This is a genomic window from Streptomyces sp. NPDC003036, from assembly GCF_040611175.1.
In the GTDB taxonomy this organism is placed as follows: Bacteria; Actinomycetota; Actinomycetes; order Streptomycetales; family Streptomycetaceae; genus Streptomyces.
The window spans coordinates 188,458-210,072 of record NZ_JBEXNO010000004.1; the positions used below are offsets into that span (position 1 = coordinate 188,458).

Consider the following 21,615-nt stretch of genomic DNA (forward strand, 5'->3'; position numbering starts at 1 on the left):
GTCAGGGCGCGAGCGCCTCGTACAGGCTGAAGCCCGCCAGGGCCAGCATCAGGCAGGCGGCGACCTTGGTGATCAGGCGCAGCGGCACGTACTTCATGAGCGTGCGCCCGCCCAGGATGCCGATTCCGGCGACCGCCCACAGGGCCAGTACGGCGCCGAGGCCGACAGAGAGCGGGCTGTCGTAGCGGGCGGCGAGGTTCGCGGTCATGATCTGCGTCAGGTCGCCGAACTCCGCGACCAGGATCAGCATGAAGCCCGCCCCGGAGACCTTCCAGAAGGACTGGTCGGCCGGGGCCTTGATCTTCTCCTCGCCCTCGTCGCCCTTCTTCAGCAGCAGCACCGCCGCCCCGCACAGGAACAGCACGCCCACCAGCGCCTGCACCAGCCGGTGCGGCAGCAGGGTCAGCACGCTGCCGGCGGCGACGGCCAGGGCGACGTGGACGGCGAAGGCGGCGGCGACGCCCGCGAAGACGTAGGAGGCGCGGTAGCGCGTGCCCAGCATGAGCCCGGCGAGCGCGGTCTTGTCGGGAAGCTCGGCGAGGAAGACGACGCCGAAGGTGATCGCCGTGATGGTGAGGCTGAGCACGGATGGTTCCTCAATCGGTCGGGCGCCGCCGTACCGAGAAGAGACGTGTCAGGGGTCGCTCCGGCACGGCGGCACCATGGGCATGTCGGGCATGGCATGGCGCTGCTGTTGCCGAAGGTCTCGCTGGCGGGCCCCTGACGAGGCCGCCTCCGGGCGCCGGCCGGGCGCGTGGCCCAGCAGTATGTCGACGTTCCGGCGAAGAGCTACTCCCCTTCTGCTCCGTCCAGGGTACGGGATCCCTCCGCTCACGCCTCCTCCCGGTGCAGCTTCCCGCGCGCGATCAGCTCCAGGACCACCGCCACCGCGACCGCCTGCACCGCCATCAGCCCCACCAGCACGAACAGCTGCACCGCCCCCGCCTCCAGCGGCGCCGCGCCGCCCAGCAGCATGCCCACGAAGGCGCCCGGCAGTGTGACGAGCCCCACCGTCCGCGTCTGGTCGAGCCCCGGCAGCAGGGCGTCCGCCGCCGCCTCCCGCGCCACCTCCAGCCGCGCGTCCCGCTCCTGCAGCCCGAGCGCGAGCCCCGCCTCCACCTCGCCGTGGCGGGTGCCCAGCTCGTCCAGGGCGCGGCGCCCGCCGAGCACGGTGGCGGTGAGCGCGCCGCCGATGAGGATGCCGGTGACCGGGATCAGCGCGATGCCCTTGACCGGTACGAGCCCGGTGAGCAGCAGCGCGGCGACGACCGGGACGACCCCGGCGGCGATCGGCACGGCCGCCCACCACCAGGTGCCGTTGGACGTGATGCGGCGCCCGGCGGTGCGTACGGCGACGGCGTACATCAGCAGCAGGAAGGCGAGCAGCAGGGGCACGGCCCGGACCACCCAGCCGATGGCGAACGAGACGGCGGCGAGCTGCACCGCCGCCCGGACGCCCGCGGTGACGGTGTCGCGCGGTGGCCGGAGCCGGGCGACGGCCACGACGGTGGCGGCGACGGCGAGCAGGACGGCCAGAACAGCCGCGAACGTGGCGTTGACGGGCAGCAGCACACGTCAACCCTAAAGCCGGACAAGGCAGGTGCCGGGACGTCAGAAACCGGGCACACCCCTTGATGTGACGTGCACACGTCGCCACTCTGTAACCCGGCGCATCCCCCGGGGAAACCTGGCGCCACCACGATGACCGAGCGCCCGAACGGGCGATCGGCCAACACCCCCACATCCCAAGGGAGTCACCCATGTCCGGTGTCTACGCGCGTCGAATAGCCCGTCGAACCGCCGTGCTCGCCGCCTCCGCCGCCCTCACCGCCACCGGTGTCCTGGCCACCGCCCCCGCCGCCCAGGCCGCCCCGCCGACCCCGATCAGCGCCGCCACCGCCCGTACGTACCTGGGCCAGCTCACGGTCAAGGCGGAAGGTTCCTCCAGCGGTTACAGCCGCGACCTGTTCCCGCACTGGAGCACCCAGTCCGGCACCTGCAACACCCGCGAGGTCGTCCTCAAGCGCGACGGCGTCAACGTCGTCCAGGACTCCTCCTGCGCGGCGGTCAGCGGAAGTTGGTACTCCGAGTACGACGGCGCCACCTGGAAGGCAGCGTCCGACCTGGACATCGACCACGTCGTCGCCCTCGCCGAGGCCTGGCGCTCGGGCGCCAGCGCCTGGACGACCTCGCAGCGCCAGGCGTTCGCCAACGACCTCGCCCGCCCGCAGCTCATCGCCGTCACCGACGACGTCAACCAGGCGAAGAGCGACCTCGACCCGGCCGAGTGGCTGCCGCCCCGCACCGCGTACCGCTGCACGTACGCCCGGATGTGGGTGCACGTGAAGCACCACTGGAACCTCAGCGTGGACTCGGCCGAGAAGAGCGCGCTGCAGTCGGTCCTGAACGGCTGCTGAGCCGCCGCGACGCCGCCGGACCGCCGAGACCGCCGGCCTCCGTCGTTCCGTACCGTGGATGTACGGGCGGGGCGACGGAGGAGGTCGGGCATGGCAGCCGGACTACGACTGGGACCGGTACTGCGGTACGTCGACGGGAACGGCGGCGGCCGCGCCACCGTCTGGGCCGAGACGGACCGCCCCTGCACGGCCGAGGTGCGCTGCGCCGACGGGGCCGGCGGGGAGACACGCACGTTCCAGGTCGCCGGGCACCACTACGCGCTGGTCCAGGTCACCGGCCTGACCCCCGGCTCGACCACTCCGTACGAGGTGCTGCTGGACGGCCTCCCGGTGTGGCCGCCCGCCGACTCGCGGCACCCGCCGAGCACCATCACCACACCGGACCCGGGAGACGACGCCGGGGGCGGGGACGGGCTGCGCGTCACCTTCGGCTCCTGCCGCTGGTCCGCGCCGCCGGGCGACGGCAAGGACCCGGTGGGCCCGGACGCGCTGGACAAGCTCGCCGCCCGCCTGGCCGCCGATCCCACCGACGTACGCCCCGACGTGCTGCTCCTCCTCGGCGACCAGGTGTACGCCGACGAGACCTCCGCCGCGACGCGCCGCCGGCTGGCCGCCCGCCGCGACCTGAGCGAGCCACCCGGAGCCCAGGTGGCGGACTACGAGGAGTACACGTATCTCTACGACGAGTCCTGGCAGGACTCGGGGGTGCGCTGGCTGCTGTCCACCGTGCCCAGCTGCATGATCTTCGACGATCACGACGTCGTAGACGATTGGAACACCAGCGCCGCGTGGGTGGCGGACATGCGCCGCACGGGGTGGTGGCAGGAGCGGATCCTGAGCGGGCTGATGTCGTACTGGGTCTACCAGCACCTCGGCAACCTCTCCCCCGACGAGCTGGACGCCGACCCGCTGTACGCGGCGGTGCGCGCGGCTCCGGACGGTACGGACGTGCTGCGGCGGTTCGCGGAGGAGGCGGACGCGGACCCGGCGAGCGTGCGGTGGAGCTACCGGCGCGATTTCGGGCGGACGCGGCTGCTGATGGTGGACACCCGGGCCGGCCGGGTGCTGGACGAGCGGCACCGGGCCATGCTCGACGAGGCGGAGGAGCGGTGGCTGCGCGAGGAGGCCCTCGCGGACCGCGCGGGCTGCGATCACCTGCTGATCGGCACCTCGCTGCCGTGGCTGCTGCCGCCGCTCATGCACGACGCGGAGGCGTGGAACGCCGCACTGTGCCGGGGCGCGCGGGGCGCGCGCTGGGCGCGGTTCTCGGAGGCCGTGCGCCGGAAGGCGGACCTGGAGCACTGGTCGGCGTTCCCTGAGTCCTTCGAGCGGCTGGCCCGGCTGCTGGCGGAGGCGGGCAGCGGGCCGGACGCCCCGGCGACGGTGTGCGTGCTCTCGGGCGACGTGCACCACGCGTACGTCGCGGAGCCGGTGTGGCGCGAGGCGGCGCCCCGCTCCCGGGTGCTGCAACTGACCTGCTCGCCGGTGCACAACCGCATCCCCGGCTCGCTGCGCCGGGGCTTCCGCTTCGGCTGGAGCGGGGCGGGGCGGGTACTCGGCCGCGTACTGCGGCGCCACGGCCGGGTGGGGCGCCCGGTGGTCGAGTGGCGCCGCACGGGCGGGCCGTGGTTCGGCAACCAGTTGATGACGCTGACGCTGCGCGGGCGCTCGGCGCGGCTGCGGCTGGAGCATGCCCGGGAGGGGGGCGGGCTCGTGACCGTGCGGGAGGAAGCGGTGACGCCTGAGGCGTGAGTGCGTGCCGCCACGCCTGTGAACGTCCGGTGAATGTCCCGTACAGGCATGCCGCGATCCCGCCCACAGCGGACAGTGAAGCCCTGCCCAAGGCTTCGGTGAGGGCGGCGTCACCGGCATGATGAGCGTTCCGCTTGCCGCACCCGCCTGCCTGGGGAGTCCGTGTCTTGTCCGTCCCGCCCGCACTCGCCCCTGCCATAGCCCTGGTCGGCGCCGGCCCCCGCGGTACGTCGGTGCTGGAAAGGCTCTGCGCCTCCGTACCGGAGCTCGCCCCGGGAGCCCCGCTGACGGTCCACGTCGTCGACCCCGCCCCGCCGGGCCCCGGCCGCGTCTGGCGCACCGACCAGCCCGCCGAGCTGCTGATGAACACGGTCGCCTCCCAGGTGACCGTCTTCACCGACGACAGCGTGCGCTGCGAGGGCCCGATACGCCGGGGGCCGAGCCTGTACGAGTGGGCCGCCACACGCTCGTACGGACTCGGCCCCGACGACTACCCGACGCGGGCCTGCTACGGCGCCTACCTGGAGTGGGCGTTCACGCGCACGGTGCGCGAGGCGCCGCCGGAGGTGACCGTACGGGTGCACCGGGCCCGCGCCGTACGCCTGGAGGACGGCCCGGAAGGCCCCGACGGCCCGCAGACCCTGGAGCTGGACGACGGCACGGCGCTCACCGGCCTCTCCGCGGTCGTCCTCGCGCAGGGCCACCTGCCGTCGGCCGCCGGGCGGGTGGAGGCGGAGCTGGAGGCGTACGCGGAGCGCCACGGGCTGCGCTACCTGCCGCCCGCCAACCCGGCGGACCTCGACCTCTCCGGTGTCGCGGCCGGGGAGCCGGTGCTGCTGCGCGGCCTCGGCCTCAACTTCTTCGACCACATGGCGCTGCTGACGGAGGGCCGCGGCGGCACCTTCGAGCGGACGGACTCCGGGCTGGTGTACCGCCCCTCGGGGCGGGAGCCGCGCCTGTACGCGGGGTCCCGGCGCGGTGTGCCGTACCAGGCGCGCGGCGACAACGAGAAGGGCGCGTCCGAGCGGCACGAGCCGGTGCTGCTGACGGCGGACGTCATCGAGACGTTCCGCAAGCGGGCGGAGGCGGGCGATCCGCCGGACTTCCTGGCCGAGATCTGGCCCCTGGTGGCGCGGGAGGTCGAGACGGCGTACTACGAGAGGCTGCTCCCGGCCGCCCCCGGGTTCCGCACCCGCTACCTGGCCGACCCCGACGCCACCCTGGCCGCGTACGGCGTCGCCGAGGCCGACCGCTGGTGCTGGGAGCGCCTCTCACGCCCGTACGGTGACGAAACGTTCCGGTCACCGGCCGAACACCGCGCCTGGCTGCTCGCGTACCTGCGCCGGGACGCGGCCCAGGCGGCGCTCGGCAATGTCTCGGGCCCGCTGAAGGCGGCGCTGGACGTGCTGCGCGACATCCGCAACGAGCTGCGGCAGATCGTGGACCACGCGGGCCTGTCGGGCGGCTCGCGCCGCGACCACCTCGACCGCTGGTACACCCCGCTGAACGCCTTCCTCTCGATCGGCCCGCCACGCCGCCGCATCGAGGAGATGGCGGCGCTGATCGAGGCCGGGGTGCTGGCGGTGGTGGGCCCGCGCCTGCGCGTACGCGCCGAGGGCGGCGCCTTCGTCGGGGAATCGCCGGACGTGCCCGGTTCCGCCGTGGCGGCGACCACCCTGATCGAGGCGCGGCTGCCCGAGCCGGACCTGCGCCGCACCGGCGACGCGCTCCTCGCGGGGCTGCTGGCGGCGGGCGCCTGCCGTACGCACGTCGTCGACGGGTACGACACCGGCGGCCTGGACGTCACGCCGCGCCCATACCGCCTGATCGACCGTCAGGGGAGGGCCCATCCGCGACGCTTCGCGGTGGGCGTGCCGACCGAGGGGGTGCACTGGGTCACGGCGGCGGGCGCCCGCCCGGGCGTCGACTCGGTGACGCTGTCGGACGCGGACGCGGTGGCCCGGGCGGCACTGGTGGCCGCCACGGCCCCGCCCCGCCGACCTGGCGAAGGCCGAATGTTGAACTTGCAAGTAATGGTTAGGGGTGCCTAACGTGGGGTCGCATCGGTCCGTCCCCGCCGAATGGAGTTCCCCCATGTCCGGATCCCTGTCCGCGCCCACGCCTGCGCCCGCGCCCACGCTCACCACCCGTCTCGACCGGGTGCGCCCCTACGCCCTCGGCCTGTTCCGCGTGGTCGTCGGCCTGCTCTTCCTCTGCCACGGCGCCGCCTCGCTCTTCGGCGTCCTCGGCGGCGCGGCCGGCAGCGGCGGCACCGTCCCGGCGGGCTCCTGGCCCGGCTGGTACGCGGCCGTGATCCAGCTCGTCGGCGGCGCCCTAGTGCTGCTGGGCCTGGGCACGCGGGCGACCGCGTTCCTCGCCTCGGGCTCGATGGCGTACGCGTACTTCTCGGTCCACCAGCCGATGGGCCTCTTCCCGCTGGAGAACGGCGGCGAGGCCTCGGCGCTCTTCTGCTGGGCGCTGCTGCTGCTGGTGTTCACCGGCCCGGGCGCGCTGTCCCTGGACGCGCTCTTCACCTCGCGCAAGGCCGGGCGCGCGGCGCAGGAGCTCGACGGCGCGGAGGCGCGCGAGGGCGCGGAGGAGCGCGGCGAGAAGGGCGCCCCGGTCGCCGTCTGACACCCCGCCGGGCGTACGCTCTGGGCCTGTGAAGCCGCCCTGCGGCGCCGGACCGGGGAGTGAAGGTGCTCGAAAGCGTGGGGTCGCTGACCGCCGGCCCATGGGTGTACGCGGCCGTCACCGTGTCCGTCCTCCTGGACGTGTTCCTGCCGGTCCTGCCGAGCGGCATCCTCGTCGTCACGGCCGCGACCGCCGCCGCCACCGGCACCGGTTCCCTGCTCACCCTGATCCTCTGCGCGGCCGCCGCCTCCCTGACCGGCGACCTCGCGGCGTACGCCCTGGCCCGGCGCGGCGGCGCCCGCCTCGACCGGGCCATCGCCCGCTCACGCCGCCTGACCACCGCGCAGGAACGTCTCGGCACGGCCCTGGCCCGCGGCGGCGGCCTCCTCGTCGTGATCGCGCGCTTCGCCCCGGCGGGCCGCTCCGTGGTCTCCCTGGGCGCGGGCGCGGCACGCCGGGAACCCGGCGAGTTCCTGCCGTGGTCGGCGCTGGCCGGAGTGGCCTGGGCCACGTACAGCGTGGGCCTCGGCTACCTCGGCGGCCAGTGGCTCGGCGCGACCTGGACGGCCGTGGCGGTCTCGGCCGTGGCACTCGCCCTGGCCGGCAGCCTCGCGGCCTATGTCATGCGGCGCCCTGCTCCTGCTTCCTAGGGCTCTTCCCCCCGCGCACCTCGAGGTCGTCCAGCAGCGCGCGGGTCGCCTCGGCGACCTGCTCCACGGCCCGCTCGAACACCTCGCGGTTGTGCGCGGCGGGGACGTGGAAGCCGGAGACCTTGCGTACGTACTGGAGGGCGGCGGCGCGGATATCCTCGCCGGTCGCCTCATGGGACAGCGCGGGCGGGCGGAGGGTCTTGATGCTGCGGCACATGCCTCCAGTCTGCCCCCGCCTGCCCGCGCGTGCCCCGCCCCTCACTTCGCGAGGCGCTCGTTGCGGCGCTCCCGCTCCTGCTGCCGTTCCCGCCGTTCCCTGAAGCGTTCGACCGGATACGTGGCCCAGTCCGCGCGGTGCAGGTTGCACCGCCCGGCCCCGACCATGGCCAGCCGCCGGCACGTGCCGCCGCTCTTGGTCCGCGCACCGCACGGGGACTGCGTACGAGCCATCACTCTCGCCTCCTGCTCTCGGGTCCACTCCCCCTGCGAGCAGCGTGGAACCCGCGCCTCCGCCCCGGCAGGGCGCGTACCCGGTCCCGCCGCGGCACGCTCCGTCGCGCACGCGGACCCCGCGTCGCGTGCGCGACGGCGGCTACGGGGGCTGTCCTGGACGGGTTCACGTCCCGAAAACAGCCACTCACGAGTTATTGGACGCAGCGGTACTTGCCGGAATAGACGTCCAACTCGGCTCTCTCGTTCGGCAGACAGCACCTTCCCTTGTCACAGCGCTTCCCAAGAGGGCACGGGGCGTTGTTCTCACAACACTCGCCTGGAGGGCAGCACTCTTCGGAGGCACACGTGAATCCCGGAGGGCAGCACTGTTCAACGATCTGCGGCTCTGGTTCCCCATCCGGACCCGGCTCCGGGTAAGTGCGCACTTTGCACGCCACCTGACCGGCCGGACAGCATCCCGTGGAAAGCGCCCGGTCGGGCGGACAGCACCCGTGTGGTGTGCACATCTCATCGCCTGCGCAGCAGTGTCCATGGCACATGCTGCTCGACTTACAACATCCCTCCGGGGTGCAGACCTGCTCGCTTGCGCAACAGCTTCCTTGACACAGCCGGTCCACCGGGCAAGGCCCGGTGGAGGTGCACGCGACGTCCGGCCGGCCTGGCGCCGACGGCGTGTAGCACCCGAAGGGGAAGCAACACTGCTGTCCCGGAGGGCAGCATTGCAGGTCGTAGCGCAGGGTATTCCGATTGAGCACGCGGCAGCACTCATGAGTCTCCGGACAGCACAGGGCGCGCCGGCCGACATGGAAGCACAGCCGTTCTCCTGACGGACAGAACTCATGGATCGGCAGTACGCCGCACTCCACACGGCACGTGGCCCGACACTCGAGCTTCGCCAACGCCGCCGAAAGCCCCCCTTCGAGGCTCGCCGCTACGCACTCCCGTATGCAGGCGTCCATACACGAGGCAGTTGACCGCGCAATATCCAAAAGGTCGCCGGCTCCGCCGCCCACGCTTCGGTACGGCTGACTCGACCGGTACAGCGAGAACACCGCCGTTGCGGCGGGTGCCGGCATCGCGTCTCACCCCTCAGCGTGTCTTTTTCCTGCCCTCGAGAACCATCCAGCGATTCAGTGCGGCAGCTCGCTGTTCGCAGCCACCGCAGGGCCGTCGTATCGCCAGGTGGGTAACTCGTTTGACCACGTCGCCCAGACCGACCTCCTCGTCGATGAATCCGGGCAGCCGTACGCGCAGTGGTTTCTGCCCCGCACCGGCGCGACTTGTTTCACGGTCTACCAATTTCGCCTCCTCGGTGGTCGGCTCTCAGGCAATGATATCTCTTTACGGGCACCGCGTTATGCTTAGTGAATGGTCAATCATTGACCATTCACTCGACCCTCTAGAAGTTGTCGTTGTTGCCACCCCTGCGTCATCATGTAAATGGAAATGACACTCACAGAACGGCAGCAGAAATGGCGACTCTCATACTGAACAGAGTGGACTGCTACGAAACCACTGACGGCACGGGCGCTGACGATCTCTACATCAACGTCGACGGCGGCCGGGTTTTCGGTGTCGAGCAGATTGACGAGGAAGAATCGAAGTCCCTCGGCATATCGACTACCTTCGGCGGCGCCAAGGCGAAGGTCAGCCTGTGGGAATACGACAGCGGTTCCGGCGACGACTTCATCGGCAGCTTCTTCCCGCATGTAACCCAGGCAGGAACCGGGGAGCATGCGGTCACCCTGACTGGCGACGGGTCGCACTATGAGGTCTTCTACACGGTTACGAACCCGTGACGCAACGCAACGTCCATGAGAATGGCTCCGGATGACGATCCGGAGCCATTCGCTGTCCGTCGATCACGCCGCAGCGATCGATCGAGTCACACGACCTCAAACGCAGCCGAATTTACCGGTGTGCGCGTTCAATTCGGCCTTCTGCCCGGGTAGGCAGCAGATGCCCATGGTGCAGTGCTTCCCCTCAGGGCAAGGGACGTTGTTCTCACAGCACACCCCCGGTGGGCAGCATTCATCGGAGGCGCACGTCCAGCCCGGCGGGCAACACTTCTCCACGTACACGACGGTCGGCTCACCCCCGGGTTCACCTCCCGGCTCACCTCCCGGCGGGCCCTCCGTGCGTACCCTGCACGCGACGTGCCCCTGGGGGCAGCAGCCCAGCGTCGTGGTGTACCGCTCCTTTGGACAGCAACCCGCCGACGTACACCCGTCTCCCTCGCAGCATCGTGTGCCACCGCAGGGAACACCTGGCTTGCAGCACTTGCCGCCTATGCATTCCTCCCCTGATGGACAGCATCGTTCGCCGCAGACGCGCTCCTGAGTACAAATGGTTCCGTCCTCTGTGCACCCGACCCCTGGACCTGGTGTGTAACACACACCGTCGCAGCATTCCTGGCCGGGTGGACAGCACTTGTTCGGACCGAATCCCCTCGTGCAGCATGTGTGACCGGGCTCGCAGCACTTGCCTTCCCCGCAGCACTCCATCCCGGGCGGACAGCAGCCGATGACCGAGCGCGCCGACGGGTACTCGTAGCCGAAGCAGCAGGTGCTCCCGTAGGGGCAGCAGCGGCGCTGCCCGAAGTCCGTCATGCACAACTCTCCGTAACAGGGCGGCGGAGGCGGAGGCCCCGTGCATTCCTGCTTGCAGAACTGCTTGCATTCGAAGCTGGTCATTTCGTCGGGGCAGGTCGCTGTGCAATCGCTGTAGCAGTCTCCGGCCAGCGCGATGTTCGTGCGGGAACGCGCCCAGCCGGGGGCTGACCGGTACGCGCCACTCGTACGGTACAGAGAGACCTCCGCCGTAGCGGTCGGGACTGGCATGTCGGCCGACCTCCTACCTGCCGTCACCGGTCGTAGTACGGAGACAGCTTCGTCACGAGGAAGGGAAACTCTTCCGTCACGTCGACGCGAACGAAGTACTTCTCCGTCACGTCGGTCGTCCGGTTGGTATAGGAGAACACCACGTCTTGAATGCTCCTGCTGCCGCTGAGCCGCGACGGCCGCGTCTCAATGGCGGTGAGAGCAAGCCCTGATGCGAAGGCATGAGCGGTATTCGCGTAAATCTGCGCGTATCGCACCGCGCAATAGTTGAGGGCACGGTGCTCGTCGGACGAGCCGGCGTTGTCGGCCATCTGCATCACCCGGTCGAAGAGCTCCCTGGAGGCCGACCGGAACGACTCCTCGTCGAGGTCGTCCGGTTTCGGCAGGCCCGCGACCAGCGACTCCGCGTCGAAGGCGTATATCTGATCGAACGCCACCATGGGAAGCATGAGCCCGTTGCAGAAGTCGGGCGGGGAGAGGGGTCCTCGTAGGCCGACCACCACGTGGAGATCACTCGCCTGCGGTGACGGACCGATCGCATCCACGAGCAGCGCGTAGTCAGCGGGATCGCGTGGACGCAGGACGTAGGTGTCGATCCCCTGAATCACCAGCACGTAGCACAAGTGCTTGGCGAGATAGCGGCTCTGCGGATCCGAAAGAACGGCGTGCAGGGCCTGCCTGTCCGTCAGGTTGGCTGTCTCGGCCCGACCGGTCGCCTGGGCGAACTCTTTCTCTATCCCGAGGCTGGGAATGCGGGGCTCGAGCCGGCCCACCGCGTAGACGAACGGCGGGTATGTCTCGGAAAGACGACCCGTGCCGCCGGCCGTGGAGGACGCGGCCCGACCACAACCACCGCACCCGCAAGGCGCCTTGTCGTGTGGCTGCGGAGATCCGGCGGCGGTCGACGAGGCGAGATTCACGCCAGGGGCGGATACTTCGGCAGAGGGAACCGCCCCACTGCCCGCCGCACGTTCGACCGATGGGTCGGGCGCAACGGGGGGCAACTCCGCAGCGGATACCGTGGGCTCGTCCATGAGCGCACCGCCTCCTTTCTTGATCAAGCGGTGACCGGTTCTTGTCAGCTTCGTGCTGCAAGCAACGACTCAAACGCACGCCAGGCGTTCATCAGAGGAGGAACGACCGATGTGCGGCGCGACGGCCCTCCTTTCATCGCGGAGATCAGTTCGCCGGGCCTGGTCTTCGGAAGCTCGGACAAGATGAGAGCCACAGCACCAGTGACGACGGCAGCCGCCGCGCTGGTACCGCCGAACGGCCGGAGCGTTCCGTGTGCGCCCAGGCTCATCAATCCGTCCGCCACCACGCCGACGCCCCGCTGACCGATCGACCGCCCGAGATTGGAAATCCGCTCAGGCCGGCCTTGAAGGTTGTAAGCCACGACCGGGAGAACCGACCGGTGACGGGTGACGACCGTGCTGTCGATTGCGCCCTCGTTGCCGGCAGCGGCCACCACGACCACACCATGAGCGGCCGCATAATCGAGCGCGTCCTGTACAGCGCGATGTTCCTTGAAAACTCCCGCTGCCAGAGACAGGCTCATATTGACGATGCGTGCACCCGCGTCAGCGAGCTCCACCAGCGCGTCGGCCAGGTCTGTCCATGTGGCGGTACCTGTAGAACGCGCTGCCGGAGAACGGAAGACGGAACGGGTGACAAGCGTGACTGCCGGGCAGATGCCCAAGGCACCCGACCGGCGCCCACCCACCAGGACGCCCGCGGTGGACGTGGCATGCACGGCGGCGACGTCACCCGCCCCGACTTCCGCCACATCCCGGCGGCACAACCATTCGATCTTTGCGGCGGAAAGGCCTGGATGCCCAACCATCACCGGCCCGTCCAGGAGGCCCACCTTCAGACCGGCTGCACCTGCGCTTCTCGCCATGAGTTGCGAGAGGCCCACCAGGGCAACGGGAGACCGAGAGGTTCCATGGACGTCAGGATTCATGGGCAAGCACTGCCACTCTCGCACGTATTTGCGCGGGAATTTCTCAGGGGGAAACGGTCACCGAAAAGGGCCGGACGTCACGTCCGTCTCGCCGGAATTCTCACTTCGCCAGATCCGGTCCCCGCGTTTTCCACAAAGGAGACCGTCGATTCTCAGGATGGCGTCAGCCATAGTCGCACCTTCGAACATCCCCCTGACTCCGCCAATAGAGCGCGTTACTCCCAACCAATCACGGCCAGGCCTGGCTAGCAAACGGAGTGGAGTACAGCCTGGGTGAATGGGAAAGTACTCGGCCTTGAAATACTGGAACCGTTAACCACATCCTCGATCCTGTACGAGAGCCGCAGCACGAGGGGCCGTAGAGGGCAGCACACGCCAGGAGCTTTAAGGTGGCCCGATGCGACGATCATGGCGGGGCCACCGGGACCGCATCCCCCCGTACGAGAACCGGCGCCGAGTGAAGCCCGACCTGCCGCACCTCCCCTATGACCCGGAACAGGACCAGCGGGCCCCGCGCTGGGTGCTCGGCGTCCCGCTCGTGATCCTGCACGTCCTGATGGCGGGGTTGTGCTTCGCGGTCTACCGCACCGAGCCCCAGGGCGTCTGGGACGACGGCGCCTACGCCGGAATCGACGCCGTCTGCCTGGTCGTCCTGTTCCTCGGCTCCTGGGCCGTCCTCCTCACCCTGCTGCCCTCGCGGCGCCGCGTGCTGGGCCTGTGGTGGCTGGCGCCGTCCCTCGTGCTGATGTTCCTCACGGCGGTGCGGGCGGCCACGGTCTGACGGCGGCCGGGGCTCCGCCCATGCGAGACGGACAGACCGGACCTAGACTCTCGAAAAGGACTGACGGGACTGACAGGACGACCCGCCCCGACCCAGGGAGACAGGCATCATGTCCAAGCGAGGAAACAAGCGCCGCGCCCGCAAGAACCGCAAGGCCAACCACGGCAAGCGCCCCAACTCCTGACCGCGTCGGCGGCGTTGTCAGTGGTGCCTGCCACCATGGCCGCATGAGCCACGTGATCACGCGCAAGACCCTCACTCTGAGCAGGACGTACGCCTATCTGCGGGGCGGCGAGCTGACCGACCAGCAGAAGCACTTCCTCGACGAGATGCGGCAGCACGCGCAGGCCACCCAGCGCCGCCTGGACTACCAGGACATCGACTTGGGCCTCACCATCCCCGAGGCCCTGGAGCACTTGGTCTCCGGACGGGCCGACGCGGAGGGCCCGTACGTGGGCAACGCCTACTACACCGCGCTGCTGTCCGTCATCGAGTGCACCGGCTCCGACCCCATCGACGTGGGCGTGTACTCCAAGCCGTCCACGTTCTTCGGCCTCATGGACGACGAGCTCGCCGGGCTCGGAGTCCCCGCCGACCTGCTGCCGCACCGCATCCTCTTCGCGGACCTGCCCGACGGGCTCCCGTTCCACATCCCGGGCCCCGTGGACGGCTACCCGGCCTTCGGCCACCTCCCCCTGGCCAAGGCCAAGGCGGTCGCCGACGCGTACAGCGCCGTACTGGACCGCATGGACGACGCCTTCAGGTACGACGCCAAGCACCTCATCGAGATATTCGAGAACGAGCACGAGGAGTGGCAGAGCGCCCTGAAGTACGGCCACACCATGGACACGCTGCTGTTCTGGATCACCGGCTGACCCCTCGCGGCGAGCGGAGGGTCGTCAGAGTGCGAACGGCTCGTAGGCCAGGGCGCGGTCGACGACCTTCTCGGCCGTGAGGGCGGGGTCGTGATCCCAGAAGACGTAATTGCCAATGTGGGGACAGGCGAGTCCGCGCTCGAGCGCGGTGAGGATCTCGCTGCCGTCGGCCTCACTGTCGAAGTCGGCGTCCATGAGCCGCTGAACGAGCCGCACGGCCTCCTCGCGGCTCATGCTGCTGCGGTGCACGGGAATCTCCTCACGGCCCGACGTATTTGCTCCCGGGCGCACGGTGGCAGCCGGTCGCCGCGGTGCCCCTCACAGGTGGCTCAGTCGAAGAGGGCGACGAGCCCGTTGACCCAGACCGCGAGAAACGCGAGGACCCCTACCAGGCAGCCGGCCCCGGCCAGGAAGCCGGAGAGGGAAAATCCGCCGCTGTCCGCTTCCCCGCCGGCCGCCTTCCCGTCGGCCACGTCCTCGTCGAACGGCACCGAGTCCCAGTCGACCTTCCACCCCACGGCCTGGGAGCAGGCCTCTCGTACCGCCGCCAACTGCTCCCTCGCGAACGGCGAAGAGGCAAGGGCCTCAGGACCATGCCAGGCAAGCGCGCGCATACGCCGCGGACCCGTGCGGTACCGCTCCTCGAAGGCCGCGGTCTCGGCTTCGTCCCGGTCCTCTTCGAGGTACATCCAGCGCCCCGCTTCCGCGGGCTCGCCGTACAGCCGGTACACCTCGGCCAGGCGCCGGCGCAGCGTCAGGTCGCTCGGGAAGGACGACACGAGGCTGCGCAAGCGCCGGCGCGCGACGGGAACACGGCCGGCGGCCAGGTCGGCCTCGACCCGGGCAAGGGTGTCTCTCAGGGGCATGAACGCATGATCGGACACCGAGGTGACCTCCGTCGACCCGGTTTCCAACGGCGCCCGAGCAGCCTGGCGACGGGGCTGGGTCAGGCCGACCGGCCCGGCTGCCGCGAAGCCAGTCGGCCCACCTCACGCGTGAAGCTTTCGGCGAGTCGGGCGACGTGGGTACCGCTCTCCCCCTCGGCCGTCACGGAGAAGGTGTGGGCGCCGGCGTACGAGGTGAAGGCGGCGAGGGTGCTCATCCGGGGCGGGAGGCAGGGCACCACGTGCAGCGTGCCGACCCGCCGGCCGGCCAACCGCAGCGGGGCGTCGCTGAGCCGGAAGTTGGAGCAGGAGACGGTGGCCATCCGGGGGTTCGCCATCAGCCACTCGCCCGCGGTGTCCAGCGCCCGCGGCCCCAGGCGCGAGAGCGCCGCCGCCAAGGACATCCCTCCCCTCGCGCGCCCGCGGGCCTTGTTCACGGCCATGGCCCGGTGCACCGCGCGCAGACGGCCGACGGGATCGTCCACGTGCAGGGGAAGCCGCAGCCGAACGGACGACACCACGTTGCCCAGCCGGTGCTCCAGACCGAAGTGCGGGCGCAAGTCGACCGGCACCGCCGCGTACACCCTCGCCGGCGGGCGCGACCCGCGCCAGAAGTCCGGCACGGCGCGCAGGGCTCCGGCGAAGGCGGCCAGCACGACGTCGTTCACGGTCACCGCCTCCTCGCCCGCGGCCTGCCGCGCCCACCCCACCACGTCGTGGCCCACCGTGGACCAGGCCACCGACCGGCCTGCCCCGGACGACCGGCCCGCCCCCGCGGGGCGCCGCGAGACGGACGCGGGGACGATCACCCCGCGCAGGCACTCGGCCTCCTCCACAAGGCGCCGTACGAACCGCGGCGCGGGCGCGGTTTCCCCGGCGGCGGCGACCTGGGCGCCGGTGAGTCCACCGGCGTCGTCACACAGCAGGCGCATCACCGTTCCCACCGACGCGCCGTCCAGCAGGGCGTGATGCACGAGGAACACGAGCGCCTGCCGCCCTTCCTGCCAGGGCAGCACGCGCACCTCCCACAACAGTCCACCGGGCCGCTCGGGCAGAGCCCGCTCCAGCAGCGAGGCGACGGCCCCCCGCACCGGCCCACCTGGCGGAACGGTCAGCGCGTACACCGGCGGCGGCTCGTCCCCGCGCCCGGCCACACGCCAGCGATACGTCCCATCCTCCGCGGCGCTCCACCACAACCGCCCGGCGTTCCTCCACCGCCGCGACACCAACTCCGCGACCTCTGGCACCGACAGAGGCGCCCCCTCTATGGAGAGGACCGCGGCAAGGGTCCACGGCGTTCCATGCCGCCGCTGGATCCCGGCCAGCATCGCGTCGACCGGCGACATCGCCACGAACATCCCTGCTCCGCCCCGATCCGCCCCGCCTGGAACGGCAGCAGCTGAGATCCGTCCGCGAAGGCACCATCGACTCTGGGGCGAGCCACTCTATGGCCGAACCGGGGCAAAGACAGCGTGGGCCGGCTCGCGGACAACCGCGGGAATCCCAGCGGGTATCTGTGTGGGGGGCATCTATGAGGATTGTTCCTTCCACCCGGTTCTCTGCACGGAGATCGACGATGACGGTGGGGTGGAGAGCTCAGCGGTAGCTCCCTTAACGACGCCAGCTTCCCCCGGTCGTGCGACGCCCGGTGCTGCGCGCCCATCCTCATCCCGGCCGAAGAGGTCATGGCCATCAGGCAAGACCTGAAGGGCTACACGCGCCGACGCCAAGCTGAGCTGCGCGCCGGCGATGGCACCTGATGCAGCCCTTGGCGTTGTCCCGGGGACGTCAAAGACCCCAAACCATGACCGGCTGGGGGTTTTCGTACTGGTGGGCGCGGACGGTTTCGAACCGCCGACATCTGCTGACGATCCGACATCGGATTCGGCTCCCTTCGGCCGTATACCGGGGCGCACCAACGCGGACGAAAGCATGACCGCCACGGCTCCGGAGGCCACTTCGCTCCTCCACAAGATGGCTGGTCTGGATTCCTGGACGCTTGAGCGAACACCACCTGAGATGATCGGTTCGCTGGCGCCCCGGATTTTCAATGATGCTGGGCCAAATGGAGCAATACAGGATACCGACACTACGGTCTCAACATAGAATGGAAATGTGAACGGCACGAATGAGAGGGACGCAGGGCCTCGAAGAGTGCGATTCGAAAGCGTACACAAGTGGGCTGCCACGCTAGCCGCTGTTGTTGCGCTCGCCTTCTCGACCTACAACTTCGCCGAACTCCAACAGAAGCCCCAAATCGATGTAGCAATTCCTCACCTATCGCGCATTGGGCCCGTAGACAACGGAACGACTTTCCAAATTCAGCCGACAGTCTCCACTAGGTTCAAGACGCAGGATGTCGAGGTGATCCGCGATGCGCGTCTACAGCTGCGCCCCCTAGGATCGATTGCGTCTTCAAGGAAGCCCATTTTCTACTGGCATGAAACGGGGACGTACGTGTACGACTTCGCTTCAGACCAGGTCAACTATCACTGGACCAGCGATCCCGCCCCGTTCATCGTTAGCCAGGACAAGCCTCAGCAGCCCACATTGGTGTTCTGGGCCGACAATTGGACCTTCCAACCCGGCCAGTACGAAGGATCGCTTCAGTTGACCCGGTCAGAGAATCAGGCCCCTTTGACCAAGAAATTCTGCTTGGTCGTTTCAAAGGCGGCCGCAGATGAAATCCGCGGCGCAGACCAACGGCAGATCTTCTTTTTTCGTGATGACCTGCCCAAGTTTCACTCCCCTAGCAAATCTCCAGGCTGCTACCGAAGGGAAACGGACTAGAACTGGCGGCGAAGGGTTCCCCGAGCACGCTAAAGCACGCCTGGCCTTCAGGCTGTCGCCCATCCGCGGCCGTTCATTTCAGCGTTGCATGTGGTCGGAACCTCGGCAGACGTCTGAACGGCACCCCTGAGCAGAGGCTGGTAACGCAAGCAGCCGCCCGCACAACATTCAGCAGCAGGTCAGTGGAGCGGCTTTGGGCGGGAGCTGCCATGGGGCGAGAGAGCATGGCCCCATAAGCATCCAGCAAGTCGGGCAGTCCGTGGACCTGCCGTTAGAGCACGACGTTGGGGCCATGATCTCCGAGGCTCGTCCCATGGCGGCTGCCTTAGCGCCGTGGAGCCGACCGGCCCTAGCCACCGCCGGCTACCGTCCAACATCGCGTGTGCTCGCTCTAGCCGCGCGGCCGGCGGAGCCGGGGCACGGAGCGGGGCGGAGACAGGAGCGTCGGGGCCCGGCGCTGGAGCCGGGCCGCACGCGGCGAGCGGAGCGCGCCGCCTTGATGAAGTAGCGAAACTCTTACCGCGTGCACTCCGGGCGCGGTCAGAGGTGCCACGTACTGAGCTATGAACGTGTACACGCACGTCGTCGGGACACGCAGCGCGAGGCGGTCAGCCACATGGATCGGCTGCTCAGGAGGCGTCCCGGCCGCCAGTGGCCACGGCCGTTGATGTCAGGTGCGGATGTCAAAGACCCCCAGCCGTGCTCGGCTGGGGGTCTTCGTACTGGTGGGCGCGGACGGTTTCGAACCGCCGACATCTGCTTTGTAAGAGCAGCGCTCTACCCCTGAGCTACGCACCCGTGGAGTGAGGCAACAGCGTACATGGCTCCCTGGTGTGTCCTGCAAACCCATGGCCTGAGGCATGGCATGGGGCATGGCATGAGCTGGTCGGCGACAGCGGGATACGGGGGTTGTCCCCACCCCGGGAAGGGTGGATCCCCGGATCGCGGCCGGATGTGCGGTTACGTAGCGTTAAGGGGACACAGCAGCTCTACCTGGGGGTTCATCGTGGCCGGACGCCGTACGCGCCGCCGTATCCGTACGCTCATCGCCGTCGGCGGCGCCGCGCTCGTCGCGGTGGGGGTCACCGGGTGCGGTGAGGCCGATGTGGCGGGGGCGCCGGTCGAGAGGAAGGTGTTCGCGTTCGAGGGGGAGGCGCTGACCATCGACTCGGAGGACTCCGAGCTGGTGCTGGTGCCGGCCGATGTGGAGGACGTGGAGGTCAGTCGGCAGGTCGACGGGTGGGTCGTCGCGGGTGAGGGGCCCAAGGCGGGCTGGCGGCTGGAGGGCGGGAAGCTCACGCTGCGCCTGGAGTGCCGCGCGATGATCAGCGACTGCCAGTCGCGGCACGAGGTGAAGGTGCCGCGCGGGGTCGCCGTCACCGTGCAGGGCGACAACGGCAGCGTGAGCGCCGACGGGTTCCGCACGGCGCTGAAGGTCCAGGCCGACAATGGCCTGATCAAGGTGAAGGACGCCACCGGGCCGCTGGAGCTGCAGAGCGACAACGGCGAGATAGTCGTGGATCGGGCCGCGTCCAAGAGCGTCATCGCGCGGGCCGACAATGGGTCGGTGCGGCTCACGTTCGGGGCGGTGCCTCAGCGGGTGGAGACCACCAGCGACAACGGCGAGATCACCGTCGAGCTGCCGCGCGGGAAGACCGCGTACGCCGTCGAGACACACAGTGAGAACGGCGAGGTGAAGGTCGACGTGCCCCGCGACGGGAGCAGCGCGCACATAGTCAAGGCGCGGAGCGACAACGGGGACATCACCGTGCGGACGGCGGACTCCGCGAACTGAACGGGCCGTGTGTTCGTCCTTACCTGGTGGGAGAATGACCGGGCAGGGGCGGACACGGCACGGGAGCGGGATGTGACGGCGACACACGCGCGGCGGTACGCGGCGGACGTCCTCGCGCTGGTGCTGCTGCCGGTGCCGCTCCTGATCGCCGCCGCGCCGGCCGCCTTCGCGGGCGGCGGCACCCGGCGCTGGTTCGGCGGGCGTGGCGACAGCGGGCGGGCCGAGGCCCAGGCGGCCAAGGACGCGGCGGCCGCGGCGTTCTACGAGCTGGACAGCGCGCAGCGGGACCTGCGGATCTCGGTGGAGACGATCACGGCGGTCGACGGATCGCCGGCCGCACGGCGGGCCGTGGACGACTTCGCGGCGCTCGGGCGGCGCATCGACGAGGTGAGCCACGCGTACATCACGGCGGTGGACGCGTACGACCTGGACCGGGACGATCTCGACGGCTCCACCGCCGCCCGGGCGCGGGGCGAACTGAACCGCGCCAAGGACGAGCTCGTACGGGTCAAGAGCGAGCTGGACCGGTTCGAGCGGGGGCTGGCCCCGTTGCTGGACCAGGCGGAGACGCAGCTGTCGCGGCTGGCGCCGGCGGTGGAGCGCGCGCGGGCGGCGCTCCTGTCCGCGAGCACCGCGCTCGACACGGTGCGCGCCTCCGGTATGCGGGCGGACGATCTCGCGGCGCGCCTCGCCTCCCTCGCGCCGGAGCTGACCAAGCTCAACGAGGGCGCGGGCCGGCACGGCGTCGCCGAGACGCTGCAGCGTGCCGACCGGGTCGTACGCGACGCCGAAGCAGTACGCGGGGAGGCCGAGCGGCTTCCGGAGCGTGCCGCCGAAATGGCCAAGCGGCTCGTCTCCCTCCGCACCCGCGCACAGGCGCTCGCGACCCGCACCGCCGCCGTGGAGCCGGTCCTCAGCGAGTTGCGCCGCCGGTTCACCGTCGCCTGCTGGCAGGACCTCCAGCCGGTCCCCGAGCAGGCGGCGCACAACGTCCGGCAGGCGGAGGAGAGGCTGGAAGAGGCGGCCAAGGCTCACGCCGAGCAGCGCTGGGCGGACGCCACCGCGCTCCTCGGTACGGTACGGGCGCTGCTGAACAGCACCGACGAAGCCGTATCGGCCGCCGGCGAGCGGCTGCGGCGGCTCGATGCCGTGGCGGCGGACCCTCAGCAGGAGATCGAGCGCACGCGCTTCGCGATCCGCGACGCCCAGCGCCTCGCCATGGCCGGCCGCAGCACCCCGGACCCCCGCCACGCGCGCCCCCTGGACGACTCGGTCGCCCGGCTGGAGCGGGCCGTCGCCGGGCTGGAGGCGGGCCGCCACCCCGACTACTGGCACTTCCTGAAGGAGACCGAGGCCGTGCGGGCGGCCGTGGCGCGCGTGGTGGAGCTGATCAGGGAGGAGCGCGCCGGGGGTGGCGGGGCCGCGGGCGCGGGCAGGCGCGGGGCCTGAGCCGGACGGGCTCCGCGCGGGCGTGCGCCTCGTTAACCTGGGTCCATGCCTCGTTACGAATACCGCTGCCGCAGCTGCGGCGACACCTTCGAGCTGAACCGGCCCATGGCCGAGTCCTCCGCTCCCGCCGCCTGCCCCGCCGGGCACGACGACACCGTCAAGCTGCTGTCGACCGTCGCCGTCGGCGGCGTCGCCTCGAAGGGCGCCTCGTCCGCGCCCGCACAGGCCGCCGGCGGTGGCGGAGGGTGCTGCGGCGGCGGGTGCTGCGGCTAGCGGACGGCTCCCGGGCGGCCGGGTACGGCTTCAGGATGCCTTCAGGCGCCGGTCCCTAG

General features: G+C 70.3%; 21 protein-coding genes and 1 tRNA gene. 12 read left to right on the forward strand and 10 right to left on the reverse strand.

Annotation, left to right across the window (positions count from 1 at the left end; all coding sequences use genetic code 11):
* Position 1: 1 nt before the first annotated feature.
* Complete coding sequence (locus tag ABZX67_RS04975; RefSeq protein WP_355354629.1) at positions 2–586, reverse strand: TMEM165/GDT1 family protein; 585 nt, start codon at positions 584–586, stop codon at positions 2–4.
* Positions 587–831: 245 nt separating this feature from the next.
* Complete coding sequence (locus tag ABZX67_RS04980; RefSeq protein ID WP_355354632.1) at positions 832–1,572, reverse strand: ABC transporter permease; 741 nt, start codon at positions 1,570–1,572, stop codon at positions 832–834.
* Positions 1,573–1,760: 188 nt separating this feature from the next.
* Between ABZX67_RS04980 and ABZX67_RS04985 the strand changes: the two genes are divergently transcribed.
* From ABZX67_RS04985 to ABZX67_RS05005, 5 genes are all read left to right on the forward strand, one after another.
* On the forward strand, positions 1,761–2,417 hold the full coding sequence (locus ABZX67_RS04985; RefSeq protein WP_355354634.1) for an HNH endonuclease family protein: 657 nt from the start codon (positions 1,761–1,763) through the stop codon (positions 2,415–2,417).
* Positions 2,418–2,507: 90 nt separating this feature from the next.
* Positions 2,508–4,169, forward strand: a complete 1,662-nt coding sequence (locus ABZX67_RS04990) for an alkaline phosphatase D family protein (protein ID WP_355354637.1) — start codon at positions 2,508–2,510, stop codon at positions 4,167–4,169.
* 167 nt (positions 4,170–4,336) lie between these two features.
* Positions 4,337–6,220 carry an FAD/NAD(P)-binding protein gene (locus ABZX67_RS04995; protein ID WP_355354640.1) on the forward strand — a complete coding sequence of 628 codons (1,884 nt, stop codon included), beginning with the start codon at positions 4,337–4,339 and terminating at the stop codon, positions 6,218–6,220.
* 43 nt (positions 6,221–6,263) lie between these two features.
* Positions 6,264–6,803, forward strand: coding sequence for a DoxX family protein (locus ABZX67_RS05000; RefSeq protein ID WP_355354643.1), 540 nt, complete (start codon positions 6,264–6,266; stop codon positions 6,801–6,803).
* Between the two features lie 65 nt (positions 6,804–6,868).
* Positions 6,869–7,453 carry a VTT domain-containing protein gene (locus ABZX67_RS05005; protein ID WP_355354646.1) on the forward strand — a complete coding sequence of 195 codons (585 nt, stop codon included), beginning with the start codon at positions 6,869–6,871 and terminating at the stop codon, positions 7,451–7,453.
* Here ABZX67_RS05005 and ABZX67_RS05010 read toward each other — a convergent pair.
* Together ABZX67_RS05010 and ABZX67_RS05015 are read right to left on the reverse strand one after the other, a co-directional pair.
* Entirely contained in the window at positions 7,425–7,670 is a 246-nt protein-coding gene (locus tag ABZX67_RS05010; protein WP_355354649.1) for a DUF2277 domain-containing protein, read from the reverse strand. The genes ABZX67_RS05005 and ABZX67_RS05010 overlap by 29 nt on opposite strands.
* A gap of 41 nt (positions 7,671–7,711) precedes the next feature.
* Complete coding sequence (locus ABZX67_RS05015; protein ID WP_355354652.1) at positions 7,712–7,903, reverse strand: HGGxSTG domain-containing protein; 192 nt, start codon at positions 7,901–7,903, stop codon at positions 7,712–7,714.
* Positions 7,904–9,402: 1,499 nt separating this feature from the next.
* Here ABZX67_RS05015 and ABZX67_RS05020 point away from each other — a divergent pair.
* Complete coding sequence (locus ABZX67_RS05020) at positions 9,403–9,705, forward strand: hypothetical protein (protein WP_355354655.1); 303 nt, start codon at positions 9,403–9,405, stop codon at positions 9,703–9,705.
* Positions 9,706–10,769: 1,064 nt separating this feature from the next.
* Here ABZX67_RS05020 and ABZX67_RS05025 read toward each other — a convergent pair.
* Both ABZX67_RS05025 and ABZX67_RS05030 read right to left on the reverse strand, forming a co-directional pair.
* Positions 10,770–11,780, reverse strand: coding sequence for a hypothetical protein (locus tag ABZX67_RS05025; protein ID WP_355354658.1), 1,011 nt, complete (start codon positions 11,778–11,780; stop codon positions 10,770–10,772).
* 44 nt (positions 11,781–11,824) lie between these two features.
* Positions 11,825–12,664, reverse strand: coding sequence for a S8 family serine peptidase (locus ABZX67_RS05030; RefSeq protein ID WP_355354661.1), 840 nt, complete (start codon positions 12,662–12,664; stop codon positions 11,825–11,827).
* A 442-nt stretch (positions 12,665–13,106) separates the two neighbouring features.
* Between ABZX67_RS05030 and ABZX67_RS05035 the strand changes: the two genes are divergently transcribed.
* Together ABZX67_RS05035 and ABZX67_RS05040 are read left to right on the forward strand one after the other, a co-directional pair.
* Positions 13,107–13,490, forward strand: a complete 384-nt coding sequence (locus ABZX67_RS05035; RefSeq protein ID WP_355354664.1) for a hypothetical protein — start codon at positions 13,107–13,109, stop codon at positions 13,488–13,490.
* Positions 13,491–13,717: 227 nt separating this feature from the next.
* Positions 13,718–14,365 (forward strand): hypothetical protein, encoded by a 648-nt coding sequence (locus ABZX67_RS05040; protein WP_355354667.1) that lies wholly within the window; start codon positions 13,718–13,720, stop codon positions 14,363–14,365.
* A 24-nt stretch (positions 14,366–14,389) separates the two neighbouring features.
* Here ABZX67_RS05040 and ABZX67_RS05045 read toward each other — a convergent pair whose 3' ends face one another.
* The 3 genes from ABZX67_RS05045 to ABZX67_RS05055 form a co-directional block, all read right to left on the reverse strand.
* Positions 14,390–14,614: an e9imm peptide gene (locus tag ABZX67_RS05045; protein WP_355354670.1), complete on the reverse strand. Its 225-nt coding sequence runs from the start codon at positions 14,612–14,614 to the stop codon at positions 14,390–14,392.
* Positions 14,615–14,694: 80 nt separating this feature from the next.
* On the reverse strand, positions 14,695–15,231 hold the full coding sequence (locus tag ABZX67_RS05050) for a DUF6584 family protein (protein WP_355354732.1): 537 nt from the start codon (positions 15,229–15,231) through the stop codon (positions 14,695–14,697).
* Positions 15,232–15,311: 80 nt separating this feature from the next.
* Positions 15,312–16,403 (reverse strand): WS/DGAT domain-containing protein, encoded by a 1,092-nt coding sequence (locus ABZX67_RS05055; RefSeq protein WP_355354673.1) that lies wholly within the window; start codon positions 16,401–16,403, stop codon positions 15,312–15,314.
* Positions 16,404–17,364: 961 nt separating this feature from the next.
* On the opposite strand from ABZX67_RS05055, the gene ABZX67_RS05060 reads away from it, so the two are divergent.
* On the forward strand, positions 17,365–18,039 hold the full coding sequence (locus ABZX67_RS05060) for a hypothetical protein (protein ID WP_355354676.1): 675 nt from the start codon (positions 17,365–17,367) through the stop codon (positions 18,037–18,039).
* A 723-nt stretch (positions 18,040–18,762) separates the two neighbouring features.
* Here ABZX67_RS05060 and ABZX67_RS05065 read toward each other — a convergent pair.
* A tRNA-Val gene (locus ABZX67_RS05065) sits at positions 18,763–18,837 on the reverse strand.
* 208 nt (positions 18,838–19,045) lie between these two features.
* On the opposite strand from ABZX67_RS05065, the gene ABZX67_RS05070 reads away from it, so the two are divergent.
* The 3 genes from ABZX67_RS05070 (at position 19,046) to ABZX67_RS05080 (ending at position 21,556) form a co-directional block, all read left to right on the forward strand.
* Positions 19,046–19,834, forward strand: a complete 789-nt coding sequence (locus tag ABZX67_RS05070) for a DUF4097 family beta strand repeat-containing protein (protein ID WP_355354679.1) — start codon at positions 19,046–19,048, stop codon at positions 19,832–19,834.
* A 72-nt stretch (positions 19,835–19,906) separates the two neighbouring features.
* Positions 19,907–21,283: a hypothetical protein gene (locus ABZX67_RS05075; protein WP_355354682.1), complete on the forward strand. Its 1,377-nt coding sequence runs from the start codon at positions 19,907–19,909 to the stop codon at positions 21,281–21,283.
* A gap of 45 nt (positions 21,284–21,328) precedes the next feature.
* The gene (locus ABZX67_RS05080; protein ID WP_355354684.1) at positions 21,329–21,556 is read left to right on the forward strand and encodes a zinc ribbon domain-containing protein; all 228 of its coding nucleotides are present in this window, start codon (positions 21,329–21,331) and stop codon (positions 21,554–21,556) included.
* Positions 21,557–21,615 lie beyond the last annotated feature (59 nt).